Source organism: Paraburkholderia sp. 2C (assembly GCF_054589215.1).
The window spans coordinates 455,485-471,297 of sequence record NZ_BAAILL010000036.1; the positions used below are offsets into that span (position 1 = coordinate 455,485).

General features: G+C 62.5%; 17 protein-coding genes. 13 read left to right on the forward strand and 4 right to left on the reverse strand.

Annotated elements, in window-relative coordinates:
* The first annotated feature begins 664 nt into the window (after positions 1-664).
* Together ACYPXD_RS14675 and ACYPXD_RS14680 are read left to right on the forward strand one after the other, a co-directional pair.
* The gene (locus ACYPXD_RS14675; protein ID WP_459712426.1) at positions 665-1,231 is read left to right on the forward strand and encodes a TetR/AcrR family transcriptional regulator; all 567 of its coding nucleotides are present in this window, start codon (positions 665-667) and stop codon (positions 1,229-1,231) included.
* A gap of 116 nt (positions 1,232-1,347) precedes the next feature.
* Positions 1,348-2,193, forward strand: a complete 846-nt coding sequence (locus ACYPXD_RS14680) for an SDR family oxidoreductase (RefSeq protein ID WP_459712428.1) — start codon at positions 1,348-1,350, stop codon at positions 2,191-2,193.
* Between the two features lie 115 nt (positions 2,194-2,308).
* Here ACYPXD_RS14680 and ACYPXD_RS14685 read toward each other — a convergent pair whose 3' ends face one another.
* The 3 genes from ACYPXD_RS14685 to ACYPXD_RS14695 all read right to left on the reverse strand — a co-directional run bounded on the left by ACYPXD_RS14685 (position 2,309) and on the right by ACYPXD_RS14695 (position 5,378).
* Positions 2,309-3,301 carry a sugar-binding protein gene (locus tag ACYPXD_RS14685; protein ID WP_459712430.1) on the reverse strand — a complete coding sequence of 331 codons (993 nt, stop codon included), beginning with the start codon at positions 3,299-3,301 and terminating at the stop codon, positions 2,309-2,311.
* Positions 3,302-3,578: 277 nt separating this feature from the next.
* Positions 3,579-4,574, reverse strand: coding sequence for an ABC transporter permease (locus tag ACYPXD_RS14690; protein WP_459712432.1), 996 nt, complete (start codon positions 4,572-4,574; stop codon positions 3,579-3,581).
* A 63-nt stretch (positions 4,575-4,637) separates the two neighbouring features.
* On the reverse strand, positions 4,638-5,378 hold the full coding sequence (locus ACYPXD_RS14695; RefSeq protein ID WP_459712434.1) for an ATP-binding cassette domain-containing protein: 741 nt from the start codon (positions 5,376-5,378) through the stop codon (positions 4,638-4,640).
* 172 nt (positions 5,379-5,550) lie between these two features.
* Here ACYPXD_RS14695 and ACYPXD_RS14700 point away from each other — a divergent pair, with 172 nt between their 5' ends.
* Positions 5,551-6,165: a 2'-5' RNA ligase family protein gene (locus ACYPXD_RS14700; RefSeq protein ID WP_459712437.1), complete on the forward strand. Its 615-nt coding sequence runs from the start codon at positions 5,551-5,553 to the stop codon at positions 6,163-6,165.
* Here the strand turns inward: ACYPXD_RS14700 and ACYPXD_RS14705 are convergent.
* On the reverse strand, positions 6,162-6,299 hold the full coding sequence (locus ACYPXD_RS14705; RefSeq protein ID WP_459712440.1) for a hypothetical protein: 138 nt from the start codon (positions 6,297-6,299) through the stop codon (positions 6,162-6,164). The two genes, ACYPXD_RS14700 and ACYPXD_RS14705, sit on opposite strands and share 4 nt — an antisense overlap.
* A gap of 241 nt (positions 6,300-6,540) precedes the next feature.
* On the opposite strand from ACYPXD_RS14705, the gene ACYPXD_RS14710 reads away from it, so the two are divergent.
* The 10 genes from ACYPXD_RS14710 (at position 6,541) to ACYPXD_RS14755 (ending at position 15,793) form a co-directional block, all read left to right on the forward strand.
* Positions 6,541-6,942, forward strand: coding sequence for a DnaJ family domain-containing protein (locus ACYPXD_RS14710; RefSeq protein ID WP_459712442.1), 402 nt, complete (start codon positions 6,541-6,543; stop codon positions 6,940-6,942).
* A 113-nt stretch (positions 6,943-7,055) separates the two neighbouring features.
* A complete protein-coding gene (gene tadA, locus ACYPXD_RS14715; protein WP_459713323.1) occupies positions 7,056-7,616 on the forward strand; it encodes a tRNA adenosine(34) deaminase TadA in 561 nt (186 codons plus the stop codon).
* A 146-nt stretch (positions 7,617-7,762) separates the two neighbouring features.
* Positions 7,763-8,689 carry a muramoyltetrapeptide carboxypeptidase gene (gene ldcA, locus ACYPXD_RS14720; protein WP_459712444.1) on the forward strand — a complete coding sequence of 309 codons (927 nt, stop codon included), beginning with the start codon at positions 7,763-7,765 and terminating at the stop codon, positions 8,687-8,689.
* A 352-nt stretch (positions 8,690-9,041) separates the two neighbouring features.
* On the forward strand, positions 9,042-9,761 hold the full coding sequence (locus ACYPXD_RS14725; protein ID WP_459712447.1) for a GntR family transcriptional regulator: 720 nt from the start codon (positions 9,042-9,044) through the stop codon (positions 9,759-9,761).
* Positions 9,762-10,077: 316 nt separating this feature from the next.
* Positions 10,078-11,571 carry an NCS1 family nucleobase:cation symporter-1 gene (locus ACYPXD_RS14730; RefSeq protein ID WP_459712451.1) on the forward strand — a complete coding sequence of 498 codons (1,494 nt, stop codon included), beginning with the start codon at positions 10,078-10,080 and terminating at the stop codon, positions 11,569-11,571.
* Between the two features lie 75 nt (positions 11,572-11,646).
* Entirely contained in the window at positions 11,647-12,504 is an 858-nt protein-coding gene (locus tag ACYPXD_RS14735; protein WP_459712454.1) for an aspartate/glutamate racemase family protein, read from the forward strand.
* A 169-nt stretch (positions 12,505-12,673) separates the two neighbouring features.
* Positions 12,674-13,624, forward strand: a complete 951-nt coding sequence (puuE, locus tag ACYPXD_RS14740; protein WP_459712456.1) for an allantoinase PuuE — start codon at positions 12,674-12,676, stop codon at positions 13,622-13,624.
* Positions 13,621-14,142 (forward strand): 2-oxo-4-hydroxy-4-carboxy-5-ureidoimidazoline decarboxylase, encoded by a 522-nt coding sequence (uraD, locus tag ACYPXD_RS14745; protein WP_459713326.1) that lies wholly within the window; start codon positions 13,621-13,623, stop codon positions 14,140-14,142. The genes puuE and uraD overlap by 4 nt, the downstream gene beginning before the upstream one ends.
* Before the next feature lie 65 nt (positions 14,143-14,207).
* Positions 14,208-15,218 (forward strand): allantoicase, encoded by a 1,011-nt coding sequence (gene alc, locus ACYPXD_RS14750; protein ID WP_459712458.1) that lies wholly within the window; start codon positions 14,208-14,210, stop codon positions 15,216-15,218.
* Between the two features lie 62 nt (positions 15,219-15,280).
* Positions 15,281-15,793, forward strand: coding sequence for an ureidoglycolate lyase (locus tag ACYPXD_RS14755; protein WP_459712461.1), 513 nt, complete (start codon positions 15,281-15,283; stop codon positions 15,791-15,793).
* The last annotated feature ends 20 nt before the right edge of the window (positions 15,794-15,813 follow it).

The following is a 15,813-nucleotide window of genomic DNA, read 5'->3' on the forward strand; positions in this document are numbered from 1 at the left end:
TATTCGTGTGCCAGTGAAAGTCTCGCCAGCATTGAGGCTGAGCCTCTAGTTTACGATCGAGTGGGAGAGAACCCCCGTCTCCTACGGGGGCGATCGGGGCACAGGGCGCCGGTTTAACTGACCGGCGCGCCCATACCGAACAGGACCAGCGGCGGGACGAACCAGCGTGCGTTCCGCTTTGGTCGCGGCGGCGGCCAGCATGGCCTACGCCGTGACACTCGGTGATTCTGATAAAAATAAGATTGAATGAGATAAATCTCTAACCCTTGATCGGCAAGGCATCGGCGCCCGTTGCATGAAGAAACGCGGCGAATACGACACCGATGTCAGCGAAATCTCACTTAAACAGTCGATCACTTGCTGGTGTCAAATACCAGGCAGGCTCAATTGAACCTGCCTGGTTTGAACATGCCTTGAGAATCGATGTAATAGTTGAGGCTTCGCCATAACCAGAGAGGGCAAGCCTATGTCAACTCACGTTAATGCTGGTCGATGCGGCGCAGTTGAATCCAGAACTGTTGCACCGAAGCCCGGCGCGCTTTTCGCAGCTCCCTTTTTGCAATCGCTCGATCTGGCAAGCAGTCGCGCCGACTGTGGCTTTGCCTCGCGTGCCGCTCCAGAATATTATTGACAATTCAGTCCATATTGGTGATCCTTCAAACCCATGGCAAGGCCCAGAGAATTCGATCGCGATGAGGCGTTGGAGCAGGCTATCGATGCCTTCTCCGAGCATGGCTATTCGGGTACGTCGACCGACGTTCTTCTGACGGCGATGAATCTGAGCCGGCAGAGCCTGTATAACGCGTTCGGCGACAAGCGCAGCCTGTACCTCGAGGCTTTGCGCACCTATATAGCCGAGAGCGTCGCGGAACATCTGCAGATCCTCAACCGTTCGACGTCCGCGCGCAAAGGGATTGAACAGCTGTTGAACGATTTCGTGAGCCGGCCTGCACGGGCGTGCCTCGGCACTCACGCGGTCTGCGAGTTCGGTCGCTCCGATCCCGAGATCACGGCACTCGCCGATACGGCCGCGCATACGTTGCGCACGGCGCTCGAGCGGTGTATCGCGAAGGCGAAAGCGGACGGCCAGATCGCAGCGGACATCGACGAACGCGCGGCCGCGCACTTCATCGGCGCAACGCTTTCGGGCATCAGGATCGCTGCGCGAGGCGGGGCGCCGAAGGAAGTGCTGAGGGACATCGCACAGATGGCCTTGCGCAGCCTCGGGTGATTGGCGCGCATCGCGTGATGCGCGCTTTTTGTGGCTAATTTTGGATTGATTGGTCAATTATTTTAAGCGAGTTGCCGATGACGACAGCCGGACGGAATATGCAAACGGGAGCGCCCATGACAAAGTCGATTTTCATCACCGGCACCAGCAGCGGTCTGGGACGCCACACTGCCTTCCACTTCGCACGGCAGGGCTGGAACGTCGCGGCAACGATGCGCGAACCCGAGCGGGAAACCGAGTTGTTGAAGCACGAGCGCATCCGCCTTTTCAAGCTCGACGTGACCGACCCGGCTCAGGCGCGCGCGGCGACTGAAGCGGCAATCGATGCATTCGGCCAGATCGATGTCGTCGTCAACAATGCGGGCGCGGGCTCGTACGGCCCGCTCGAGTTTGCCGAAGAGCGCACGATCGACTGGCAGTTCGCGGTGAACGTACGCGGACCGATCAACGTCATTCGCGCGTTTTTGCCGCACTTTCGCGCACGCAAAGGCGGCCGGTTTATCAATATCAGTTCGTTCATGGGTGTGACGACCGCGATACCGACCGGATCGCTGTACAACATGTCGAAGTTCGCGCTCGAAGGCTTGATCGAAGGGCTTTACTACGAGCTCAAACCGCTCGATATCGACCTTCATCTGGTCGAGCCCGGCGGTTTCAAGGGCAACCGCTTTATCGAGAAAGTGGTGTTCAACACGCATCCGGATATCAGCGACTACGATCCGCTGATCGACAAGGTGAACGCGCGGATGACCTCGAGCGACGAAAGTCTGCGCGACGATCCGCAACTGATCGTCGACGAGATCGAAGCGCTCGCGACCGGCAGGAGCCGGCGCTTCAGAACGCTGGTCGGCAAGACCGGCCGGGATCTGATGGACATGCGCGCGTCGATGCCGATCGAAGACTATCTGTCGACGATCGCGAAAAGCTTCGCCTGGCGAACCCAATGCGAGACGCGGGCGTGACGCGGCTGCACGGTGGTCTCGCAGCCGCTACGGCAGACAGGGCAGCGGGGCAGCCGGGGCTGCAGAAGCGGCCCCGGCTCGCACAGCCTTCATGGCGACGGATCGCAGCAAACCCTCAATGCTTAAGACACGTATCCGCGTTCTTCCACGTACACGTATCCAGCCCGGTATGAATCACCGGCTTGACGGACTTTCCTTCGGCGAGATCGCGCATCACCATCGCGGCCTGGTAGCCCATCTCTTCGGGCCGCTGGCCGACCAGCACATTAACTTTATGGTCCTTCAACGCCTGGATTTCCGGCCCCAGCGTATCGGCCGACACGATGACGAACTTGCCGCTCGCGATCTTGTCCATGATCGGCGCCACGACCTGCGAATACGCTTGCGGCGCAAAGAGCGGCCAGCCGCCCTCGAGCACGAACGCATCGAGACCCGTCGCGTTGGCGGTCAGCGTGTCCTGCATCATCTGGTTCGCTTTGGCCGCGTCGTCGTTCACATAGAGCGGGCACGCGCTGATCTCGCGCCAGTTGTTCTCGCCTGCGAGCTTCGAGATTCCCTTCTTGCCGGATAGTGCATCGCGCGTGCCCTGCGCGCGCTGATTGATGTTCTCGGCCGCGGGATTGCCCATCACGAGGCAGAGGTTGCCGCCCTTCGGCATCAGCAGCTTTAACTGTTCGCCGAGCTTGAACCCGAGCTCGTAGTTATCGGTGCCGACATAGCTCTTGCGCAACGACGCATCCTTCGGCAGCAGATCGGCATCCGCGGTGATGATCGGAATCTTCGTGTTACGGCGGCGGATTACTTCGGCAATCGCCGGCGCGTTCGATGGCGAAATCGCAATGGCGGCGACGCCCTTCGTCAGCAGGTCGTCGATGATCTGCACTTCCGCGCTTTCGTCGGCGGCCGTCGCAGGGCCGGTGTAATAGCAGTTATAGCCTTGCTTGTGGAGTTCCTTGTTCGCCCGGTCGCATCCCTGATGCATGAGGTCGAAGTAGGGGTTGTCGAGGCCCTTCACGACGAGCGCCAGGGTTTTATCGGCTGCGAAAGCAGGCGAGGCCAGCATCGCAAGGCCCCCGATCGCAGCAAGACACATCAACATTTTCTTCATTGTTGCCTCCTGTTCGGCGCCGGCTCTGCGGTGCCCATGTCTCTTCGCACAATTTTCACCACGCTTTCCAAGGCAGGCCCATGGTGGGCGCTACCTGTCTGCGGAACCTTGCGGTCTTGGGTTGCGAACAGCTCAGCAGATCGCACCGATCGAACAACTCGAACGCATGCACGAACACATGCGCGAACAACTGCGCCCGGCAGTTCCGCGTATCGACCGGCCGCACAGCCTTGCGAGGCGCCGGCCGCGGCCGCGGCCGGCGCGCAACGAAGACTTGTCAATCGTCTTGCCGCTCGCCGCCGAGCCGGTTGAACAGCACGGCGACGATAATGAAGGAGCCAACGACCGTTCCTTGCCAGAACGAATCGACGCCAAGCAGGATCAGGCTATTGCGGATGACTTCGATGAGCGCCGCACCGACGACGGTACCGAACGCGCTGCCGATGCCGCCCATCAGATTGGTGCCGCCGATCACGGTCGCGGCGATCACGCGCAATTCGTCGCCGGTACCGAGGCCTGTCGTGATGGCGCCGAGCCAGCCGACTTCGAGCACGGCGGCGACGCCCGCCATCAGGCCGCCGAGCACGTAGACCGAGCAGAGGATGCGGCGCACCGGCACGCCGGTGAGATTGGCCGCGTGACGGTTGCCGCCGACCGCGAACACATAGCGCCCCCAGCGCGTGAAGGCGAACGCGAACCAGAACAGCACGGCGAGCACCACGAGAAACCACACCGGATTCGCAACGCCGAGGGTCGAGCCGCCCCCCAGTTTGAGGAGCTTGCTGCCGTCGGGGCCGAAATCGAAAATCGTTCTGCTACCCGAAATGACGAGCGCGAGGCTGCGGCCCACGCTCAGCATGCCGAGCGTGACGACGAAAGGCTGCATGTTCAGATACGCGATCAGCACGCCGTTTACGAGCCCGACGGCGCCGGCTGTCGCGAGCGCGAGACCGATGCCGGCCCAGATCGGATAGCCGGCATTCATCACGACCGACAGCACGATGCCGCTCAGGCCGATCGTTGAGCCCACCGAAATATCGATGCCGCCTGTGACGATCACGGCCATCGCGCCGAGCGCGACGATCGCCACAAAGGCGAAATTGCGCGTGACGTTGAAAAGATTCTGCGAGGTCGCGAAGCTCGACGTGGCGAACGACAGCACAATGCACGTGACGATTGTCGCCAGCACGACCCAGAACACCTGGCTCGCAAGCAGCCCCGACCAGCGCGTATGCGTTTTCGCTGACTGCGGATCGTCAAGCAAGGTCTGCATTGGGCTGGGCCTTTCCGGCGCATCGTTCAATTTCGGGTCTCCCGTGCGGGTGGTTCGGGTGCTTCAGGCGGTAGCGATGGCTCCGGTAATGAGGCCGGTCACTTCTTCCGGCGACGATGCTGCGGTGTTCTTGTCCGCGACCTTGCGCCCACGCCGCATCACGACCACGCGGTCGGCGACCGCAAACACGTCGGGCATCCGGTGGCTGATCAGAATCACGGCGATGCCGTGCCCGGCGAGGCGTTTGATGAGTTCGAGCACCTCCGCCACCTGGCGCACGCTAATCGCCGCGGTCGGTTCGTCCATGATGACGAGCCGCGCTTCGGACAGCCGCGTGCGCGCGATCGCGACCGCCTGACGCTGACCGCCCGACATCTGCCGCACGAGATCGCGCGGACGCGTCTCCGATTTCAGCTCCTTGAACAGTTCGCCGGCGCGCCGGTACATGGCGGCGTGATCGAGCACGCGGACCGGACCGAAGCCGATGCGCGGTTCGCGGCCGAGAAACACATTGGCCGCCGCCGTGAGGTTGTCGCACAGCGCAAGATCCTGATAGACGACTTCGATGCCCTGCGCGCGGGCGTCGACCGGCTTGCTGAAATGCACCGGCTTGCCGTCGATCCGTATCTCGCCGTGCGAGGGCGGGAAGTTGCCCGCGATGACCTTGACCAGCGTGGATTTGCCGGCCCCGTTGTCGCCCATCAGGCCGACGACCTGGCCGGGCTCCAGACCGAACGTGACGTCGGTCAACGCCTGGATGGCGCCGAAGTGCTTGGAAATGCCTCTGAGTTCAAGAAGACTCATGGCTCGTCGCGTTCGCTCCGATGATGCCGCTCGCGTCCCTTGAAAGGCGGCTGGTAGACGACATGCTAGTCAGCCAGTCTTTATAAAACAACGGCGGGTTTGCCCGAACCGCTTCTAACAGAAACATGACGCGCTATCGTGTGAACGCGCTCAACCTGAACAGCACGCGACGATGGCTGACGTACAACTTTCATTGCCGGGCTTCGACGCCGTGCCGTTGCCGACGGACGGCCTGTTTTTCGCGCTCTTTCCAGACGCGCGAAGCGCGGCTCGCATCGAATGCATGGCGCATCACATCTGCGCGAAGCAACCCGGCAAGCGACCCGGCACAAGCGCACCCGTACCGCTTGGGCCCGATCGCTACCACGTGACCTTGCATCATCTCGGCAACTACGCCGGTGGTTTACCGCACGCGGTGATTGCAAGAGCGATTCGTGCGGCATCGACAGTCAGAATGAAGGCGTTCGCTGTCGCATTCGATCGTGCGGAAGATTTTCGAGGAAGGCCGCTCGTGCTGCGCGCGCACGAGGGCGCGCTTGCGTTGATGGCGTTTCGTTTCGCACTGGGCAAAGCGCTGGAAAGCGCGGGATTCGCGGGCAGGACGAGAGCGCCTTTCACGCCGCATATCACGCTTGCGTATCGCGAGCCGGTTGACGCGACGCGTCGGTTCGTCGAGCGGCTTGACGAACCGGTTAGCTGGACCGTGCAGGACTTCGTGCTCGTGCACAGCCTGCTCGGCCGCACTCGCCATATCGCGCTTGCGCGCTGGCCGTTGGCTTCGTGCTAGAACCGCACGCCCGTCGAACATCCGCCGCCGAAACCGCTGCCGCTGCCGCCGGCGAATCCACAGAACGTGCCGCAACCGGACAAGGTCATCGACAGCACGACGGCGCCGAGCACCGCGCGCACACGCGATCGCACCGAAACACGCCGCCTTGTGTCGCGCGCAGATTCGGCAGAATTGACGGAAATATGCAATCTGAAGCACATCAATATGTTTTGGCTTTGCATATTGGAACACCCAAAACCTTCAACCATATCTGCGCCGGAACCGCTACCCAACGAGATAAATCTTAAATTGAAGTGTCTCGTCTATGTTACGGACGAAACATATGCGCAAGGTGCTGTTAGAATGCCCGAGCCGCAACGTAGTGGATTGCAAATGAAATTGCTTGATGCGCTAGTCGAACAACGCATTGCCGCCGCAGCCGCGCGCGGTGAATTCGACGAATTGCCAGGCGCGGGTGCGCCGCTCAATTTCGAAGACGACCCGTTGGTCCCCGAGGAAGTGCGAGTGGCGAACCGTATTCTGAAGAATGCCGGTTTCGTGCCGCCAGCCGTCGAGCAACTGCGGGCGCTGCATAGCCTGCAGGACGAGCTCGCCGCGGTCGGCGACCGCGCGACGCGCTGTGGGCTGCAAGCGAAGATGCTGGCGCTCGAACTGGCGCTCGAATCGCTGCGCGGCGGGCCGATGCTCGTGCCGCGCGAATATTGCCGCCGCATCGCCGAACGCCTGTCGGAGCGCGTGGCCGCCGGCGACGAAGCCGGCGACGCGACGTCGTAGTGCCGACTGCCGCGAACCCGTCCGCGCATACGCAAAATCGGGCCGCACCGGCGAATGCCGGCTGCGTCGCGGGCGCCGTCGAAAAATCTGATATATCGGAAGACGAATTGGCGATAAAGTCAGAAGCCGATTTTTTGTGCCCCGATATTCCTGTGCTCCCTGATCCCTCATCCGAGCGCGACCGCCATTTCATGCGGCTCGCGCAAGCCGCTGCCGAAGAGGCACGCGCGGCCGGCGAAGTGCCGGTCGGCGCGGTGCTCGTCTGCGGCGACGAGGTCATCGCGAAGGGCTTCAACCATCCGATCGGTTCGCACGATCCGTCGGCGCATGCCGAGATGGCCGCGCTGCGGGCGGCCGCCGGCACGCTGCAGAACTATCGCCTGCCGGGCTGCGAGTTGTTCGTGACGCTCGAGCCGTGCCTGATGTGCGCGGGCGCGATCATGCATGCGCGCATCGCGCGGGTCGTGTTCGGCGCGCGGGATCCGAAGACGGGCGCGTGCGGCAGTGTGGTCGATGCGTTTGCGAACGGCCAGCTCAATCATCATACGGTTGTGGTCGGCGGCGTGCTCGAGGAAGCGTGCGGGGCGGCGCTCAAGTCGTTTTTCGCGGACCGGCGGCGGGCCGCGCGCGAGGCACGCGCGAAACTGGACCCGGGGACACGCTGGCCGCTTTGAACGACCGCTTTGAACGTGCTTCAACTGCCGGCTTCAACTGCCCGCTTTAAATGCCCGCTTTAGTGCCTCCGCTTGAACGAACGGCCACGCGTTGATTTGCCGAACGAACGCAGTCGCGTCAATCATCCAACAAATCGAAGGCGGCCATGATCGAACACCGCACCATTGAACTGATCGCCCCCTCGGGCTACCCGCACGATCCGGCCGCGCTGCATCTCGCCCTGCAGCGGTTGCGCGCGCAAGGCCATCACGTCGAAAACGTTCACGCAACGCAGCGGCGCTACCAGCGTTTTGCCGGCACCGACGGGCAGCGGGCGGCCGAACTGAATCGCCTCGCCGACCCGTCGCGCGAGTTGCCCGACATCGTGCTCGCGGTGCGCGGCGGTTATGGCGCGGTCCGCTTGCTGCACGGACTCGACTACGACGGTCTGCAACGCCGTTTGCGGGACCAGCCGATCGCATTCGTCGGACATAGCGATTTCACTGCGGTGCAGCTCGCGCTGCTTGCGCAAAGCGGCGTGACGACGTTCGGCGGACCGATGCTGGTCGGCGATTTCGGCGCACCCGAGGTCAGCTCATTTACGATGCGGCACTTCTGGCATGCGCTTTCCGAGCCGACTTTCACGATCACGAGCGCCGTCGCGCAGGCGCAGTCGGCGGACGTCACCGGCACGCTGTGGGGCGGCAATCTTGCGGTACTGACGTCGCTGGTCGGGACGCCTTATCTGCCGCCGGTCGAGGGCGGCATCCTCTTTCTCGAAGACGTCAACGAGCAGCCATTCCGTCTCGAGCGCGCGATCTATCAACTGCACCTGGCCGGCATACTCGAGCGGCAGCAGGCGCTCGTTCTCGGCGACTTCTCGGGCGGCAAGCAATTCGACTACGACAACGGCTACGACCTGAACGCGATGATCGAGCAGGTGCGGTCGGTGATCGGCATCCCGGTGATCACGGGGCTTCAGTTCGGCCACATTCCGGATATGGTCACGTTGCCGGTGGGCGCCGACGCGCATCTGCAAGCCGATGCGCATGGTTTCCGGCTCACGGTGTCCGGGCATCCGGTGCTCGAATAATCCTGGGCATCGCCCGGGTAGCGCTTCGTCGTCCGGCAGCATGGCATGCGCCGGGCGATTGAAGCGCTGACTCGCTCATCCTCTCCCGTTTCGCCAACACGGCGGCGTGCGCGGCTGTCCTCGGCGAAGTCGCTCCGCGATTTTGTTGACAAAATCCGGCCGGCGCACGCGTCCTTGTCTCGTTGAAGTAAGCCTGCATCTAACCACGCACATGCCATTGCGGGCGACTGCGTAAGGCCGCCGCATGCGTTGCTGGCCAGGGCGCCGTGAAAATTGTCGAAAATCAGCGATGAAAATTGTTGACAATTATTTGTGGCGTCCTAAGATGCATCTCAATAAACGCAGCCCGATCATGTCCGACACGTCCACCGCCCCGTCGAATGGTTTGAAGCCCGAAGCGATCGCCGAGCGCATTCGCGCAGCGATCCTCGAGCATCGACTCGCACCCGGTTCGAAGCTGACCGAAGCGCAGTTGTGCGATGTATTCGACGTGAAGCGCGGGCCGATCCGCCAGGCATTGACGCTGCTCGCGAACGACCGGCTCGTCGATCTCGAGCCCAATCGCGGCGCATTTGTCGCGAGTCCGACGTTGCAGGAAGTGCATGAAGTGTTCGAGATGCGCCGCATCATCGAACTCGCGGTGATCGAAAAGGTCTGCACGGGCGCGCATGGAACTAAGCGCCTGAAGACGATCGGCGCAACGATCGGCCGCGAGCGCAAAGCCTTCGAGACGCGCGACTTTCCCGCATGGATCCGGCTCTCCGGCGAGTTTCATACGGAGCTCGCCACGCTCACCGGTAACACGGTGCTGTGCGACTGCTTAAGCGGACTCGTTGCGCGCTCAACTTTAATTTCCGCGCTGTACGAATCGCTCGGACGCAGCCCGTGCTCGTTCGAAGATCACGAAGCGATACTCGCCGCGATCGACGCCGGCGATGCAACCCGCGCCGCGGCCTTGATGTCGCGCCATCTGCAGAACGTCGAACTGAAGATGCTGGACCGGCCGGCGACAGGTCCAGCCGATCTGCACGAAGTGTTCGGCACGCGCGCGAGCCAGCGCGCATCAGGATGACTTGAACGGCGCACGCACGCTCACAGGCGGTGCGCGCTGCACTGAATTCGAACCGAAAGATCGCGACATGCGTGCCCACGCGAAGCGGCATGCATCACGCGGCAACGTGACGGCAGATGTCCGCGGATTCTGCCGAAGCCAATAGAACAAGTACGTCAGTACGGAGACACCGCGGCAAAGCGTATGCGAATCACATCGGCCGTTATGCCCTCACCGGCGGCCGCATGACTGGCATGCACGATGCAGTGGCCAATCGGCTTTCGAGCCGGGTTTTGCCCGGCTTTCGACCGATGGTCCCAAATCCTTGGAGGAGTTCATGGCTCAGTTCAGCGCAGCACCGGGCAACCCGGGCATTCCCGCCTACGAAGACAGCAGCGCCGGTACGCAAGCGGCCGATTCGCCGCTACCCGCCGGTTATAGCGAACGTCTGTACAACGAAGATCTCGCGCCGCTGCACAAGCAGACCTGGGGCGCGTACAACATCTTCGCGTTCTGGATGTCCGACGTGCATAGCGTTGGCGGCTACGTGTTCGCGGGCAGCCTCTTTGCGCTCGGTTTGACAAGCTGGCAGGTGCTGATCGCGCTGCTGGTCGGCATTACGCTCGTCAATGTGCTGTGCAACCTGATCGCAAAGCCGAGCCAGCAGAATGGTGTGCCGTATCCTGTCGCGTGCCGCGCGACCTTCGGTGTGCTCGGTGCGAACGTGCCGGCCGTCATTCGCGGTTTGATCGCGGTCGCGTGGTACGGCATTCAGACGTATCTCGCGTCGAGCGCGCTCGTGATTGTCGTGCTGAAGTTTTTCCCGCAGTTCTTGCCTTATGCCGACGTGCATCATCACGGCTTCATGGGGCTCTCGACGGTGGGCTGGGCGGGCTTCATGCTGCTGTGGGTGCTGCAGGCGTTCGTGTTCTGGAACGGCATGGAGACGATCAAGAAGTTCATCGACTTCGCAGGACCGGCCGTCTATGTCGTGATGTTTATCCTCGCCGGCTACATGGTGTGGCGCGCGGGCTGGCAGAACATCGGCATCAACCTGGGCGGTGTGAAGTATCACGGCATGGAAGTGCTGCCGGTGATGATCACCGCGATCTCGCTTGTCGTGTCGTATTTCTCGGGCCCGATGCTGAACTTCGGCGACTTCTCGCGCTACGGCAGGAGCTTTCGCAGCGTGAAGCGCGGCAACTTCTGGGGCTTGCCGGTCAACTTCCTTGCGTTCTCGCTCGTGACCGTGATTACGACCGCCGCGACGCTGCCGGTGTTCGGTGAACTGATTACCGACCCGGTCGAAACGGTGGGCCGCATCGACTATCCGACAGCAGTGATTCTCGGCGCGCTGACGTTCACGATTGCCACGATCGGCATCAATATCGTCGCCAACTTCGTGTCGCCCGCGTTCGACTTTTCGAATGTCGCGCCTCGCTTGATCAGCTGGCGCGCGGGCGGCATGCTGGCCGCGGTCGCGTCGATTTTCATCACGCCGTGGAACCTGTTCAACAATCCGGCGGTGATTCATTACACGCTCGACGTGCTGGGCAGTTTCATCGGTCCGTTGTATGGCGTCCTGATCGTCGATTACTACTTTGTTAAGCGCCAGAAGATCGTGCTCGACGATCTGTACACCGTGTCGGACAAGGGTACGTACTGGTATCGCAATGGCGTCAACTATCGTGCGGTGGCCGCGCTGCTGCCGGCGGCGCTGATCGCGGTGCTTTGCGTGATGGTGCCGGCATTGAGCGGGCTGGCGAATTTTTCGTGGTTCGTCGGCGCGGCGTTGGGCGCGGTTTTCTACCGGATGATTGCGCACAAGTAAGCGCGCACAAAGAGGCGCGCGGGTAAGCGGAAGCATCAAGAGACAAAGCCCCTGCGCGCAGCAACAGGAGTCGAGATGCGTATCAAACTGATCAACCCGAACACGACGCAGCGGATGACCGACGCGATGGGTCGTTGCGCACGCAACATCGTCGCGCCGGGCACCGAAGTGGTTGCAGTCAGCCCGACGATGGGGCCGCCTTCGATCGAAGGCTATTACGACGAAGCATTCGCAACGCCCGGCCTGCTTGCCGAAGTGGCCGCGGGTGAGCGCGAAGGCTTCGACGGCTACGTGATTGCCTGCTTCGGCGATCCGGGGCTTTATGCGGCGCGCGAGGTGGCGCGCGGCCCGGTGATCGGCATCGCCGAAGCGGCGATGCATGCGGCAAGCGTGCTCGCGCCGGGTTTTTCGGTCGTGACGACGCTGTCGCGCACGTGCGGCATGGCGTGGCATCTTGCCGAACGCTATGGCATGAAGCGTTTCTGCCGCAATGTGCGCGCAACGGACGTCGCGGTGCTCGATCTCGACCAGCCGGGCTCGGCCGCGCGCCGTCTCATCATCGACGAATGCCGGCGCGCGCTCGACGAAGACGGCTCGGACGCGATCGTGCTCGGCTGCGCGGGCATGGTCGAGCTGTGTGCGGAAATCGAGGATGCAGTCGGCGCGCCGGTGGTGGAGGGCGTGACATCGGCCGTTAAATGGGTCGAAGCGCTGATTGCGCTCCGGCTTGCGACGGCCAAGCGCGGCGACTACGCACGGCCGCTCGCGAAGCGCTACGACGGTGCGTTCGCGCGCTTCAGCCCGGCTGAATCCGACGCACACGGATCGATGCGGGTAAACGCGAGTGCTGCCACGAGCACGACCGCAAGCGACAAGGCGATCCCAGCTCCAGCCGCACACGACGATGCCGCGCCGCATATACATCCGGTCTGACCCGCACTATGGGGCGACGTGTATGCGCGCACCGAGGCGTTTTCGCTACACTGGCTCAACGCTGCCGCGCCCGCATGCGCCCGCATGCGAGCGCATGTGAGCCAGTGGCATCCAGGTCGCATCGCATCGCGCCGCGTACTCATCGTCAACTGCTGCTTTTCCTCAAATCATGTCACTCGATCCGAACTATCCACGCGACCTGATCGGCTACGGCCGTTATCCGGTGCAAGCGAACTGGCCCGGGCGCGCCCGCATCGCCGTGCAATTCGTGCTCAATTACGAAGAGGGCGGCGAGAACTGCGTGCTGCACGGCGATGCCGGATCGGAGCAGTTCCTGTCGGAAATCGTCGGCGCCGCGTCGTTTCCGGCGCGCCATATGAGCATGGAGTCGATCTACGAATACGGCTCGCGCGCGGGCGTGTGGCGCATTCTGCGCGAGTTCGAAAAGCGCGGCCTGCCGCTGACGATCTTCGGCGTGGGCATGGCGATCGAGCGCAATCCGGAAGCGGCGCGCGCATTCGTCGAACTCGGGCACGAAATCGCCTGCCATGGGTATCGCTGGATTCACTATCAGGACTTCACGCCCGAACGCGAAGCCGAGCATATGCGTCTCGGCATGGAAGCAATCGAGCGCGTGACCGGCGTGCGGCCGCTCGGCTGGTACACGGGCCGCGACAGTCCTAACACGCATCGGCTCGTTGCCGAGTACGGCGGCTTTCTGTACGACTCCGATAACTACGGCGACGACCTGCCGTTCTGGATGGACGTCGACGTGACAGGCGGCGCGAAAGTGCCGCAACTGATCGTCCCTTACACGCTGGACACGAACGACATGCGGTTTGCGACGCCGCAGGGCTACAACACCGCGGACCATTTCTTTACCTATCTGCGCGATGCCTTCGACGTGCTCTACGAAGAGGGCGACGAAGCGCCGAAGATGCTGTCGATCGGCATGCACTGCCGCCTGCTCGGACGCCCGGGCCGCTTTCGCGCATTGCAGCGCTTTCTCGACCACATCGAACAGCGCGACCGCGTGTGGGTCACGCGTCGTATCGACATCGCGCGGCACTGGCGCGAACATCATCCGTATCAGCAACCGGAACGCGGGGCCACCGCATAAATGCGATGCACTACACGCTCGATCAATTGAACCGTGTGTCGAAGGATGCATTCGTTGCCGCGCTGTCCGGCGTCTTCGAACATTCGCCGTGGGTAGCGGAAGCCGCTGCGGAACTGCGCCCGTTCGCAGACATCGACGAACTGCATCGCAAGATGTCGCGCATCGTCGAAACGGCAGGGGAGCAGAAGCAACTTGCACTGATCAACGCGCACCCGGAACTCGCGGGCAAGGCGGCGGTGCGCGGCGAACTGACCGTCGAGTCGACGCGCGAGCAGAGCGGCGCGGGCCTCGACCAATGCACGCGCGAAGAGTTCGACCATTTGCTGCAACTGAACGCGGCTTACCGGGAAAAGTTCGGATTCCCGTTCATTCTTGCCGTGCGCGGCTACGACCGGCACGGCATCATCGCGAACTTCGAGGCGCGCGTGAATAACAGCCGCGCGGATGAACTGCGCGCGAGCCTCGATCAGATTGACCGGATTGCGCGCTTCAGACTCGACGACCTGCTCGGCGGTTAAAGACGCGCACCCACGAAGCACGCGTACAGGCCGTACGCATCATCAGATATCAAAGGAAGACGACGATGGCACTCCCGATTCTCGATCCCAACGCACCGGACTTTACGCGCCGCTATGTGAATCTCGCGGACCCGCGGCTCGGCGCCCAGGCGCTCGAAGCAAGCGACGAATTCTTCGCGCCGAAAGACCGGATGCTGAATCCGGAGCCCGCTGTGTTCATTCCCGGCAAATACGACGAACACGGCAAATGGATGGACGGCTGGGAAACGCGCCGCAAGCGCACGACCGGTTACGACTGGTGCATCGTCAAGCTTGCGCGGCCGGGCCAGATCAAGGGCCTCGACCTCGATACGAGCCATTTCACCGGTAACTTTCCGCCTGCGGCATCGGTGCAAGCGGCGCGACTCGTGGACGGCACGCCGAACCAGTCGACGCAATGGACGCAAATCGTTCCATCGACAACGCTGCAAGGCAACAGCCATCACTATCTCGACGTGACCGACACCAATGCGTACACGCACGTGCGCGTGAACATCTATCCGGACGGCGGCATCGCGCGCCTGCGCATTTACGGGCAGCCGCAAGTCGACTGGGCGGGCGCGAGCCGCACCGAGCTGTTCGATCTGGCCGCGATGGAAAACGGCGCGTATCTCGTCGGCGCGAATAACCAGCACTTCGGCGCCGCGTCGACACTGCTGATGCCGGGCCGCGGCATCAATATGGGCGACGGCTGGGAGACGCGGCGGCGACGCGAGCCCGGCAACGACTGGGCGATCGTCGCGCTGGCGCAGCCGGGCGTGATCCGCAAGATTGAAGTCGACACGGCGCACTTCAAGGGCAACTATCCTGATCGTTGCTCGATTCAGGCTGCCCACGTGACCGGCGGCACCGACAGTTCGCTCGTCACGCAAGCGATGTTCTGGCCCGTGCTGCTCGGCGAGCAGAAGCTGCAGATGGACAATCAGCACTTCTTCGAAAGCGAGCTCGAGGCGCTCGGCCCCATTACGCATGTGCGCTTTAACATCATTCCGGATGGCGGCGTGTCGCGTCTGCGCCTGTGGGGTACCCTGGCGTGATGTGCACGACGAGGCGCGCGATGATGGAGGCGAATTTCGCGGTAATTCTGGATGACTACGCAATGAAAACACTGCCAATCGAACCGCTGACGCGCGAGGTCTTCGCGCCGTTCGGCGATGTGATCGAACTCGAGGGCGCGAAGCAGATTCCGATCAATCTCGGCACGACGATCCGCTATCACGATCTCGCGAATGTGGATGTCAGCGATGGCGGCGGCCGCACGCTTGTGAATCTGTTTCGCGGACAGCCGCGCACGCTGCCGTTCGAAGTGAAGATGCTCGAGCGGCATCCGCTCGGCAGCCAGGCGTTTATTCCGTTCGATGAAAAGCCGTATCTGGTGGTCGTTGCGCCGGCCGGCGTGCTCGACCCGCAAGCGATCCGCGCGTTCGTCACGAGCGGCTGGCAGGGCGTGAACTATGCGAAGGGCGTGTGGCACCATCCGCTGATCGCGCTCGGTGAGGTCAGCGACTTCATCGTCGTCGATCGCGGCGGCGAAGGGTGCAATCTGAACGAGCAGGATCTTGCCGAATCGCTGTGGCTGACCGACGATGCGCTGAGCGTCGTAAGTGATTGATGTTGCCGGGCGGCTGCTGG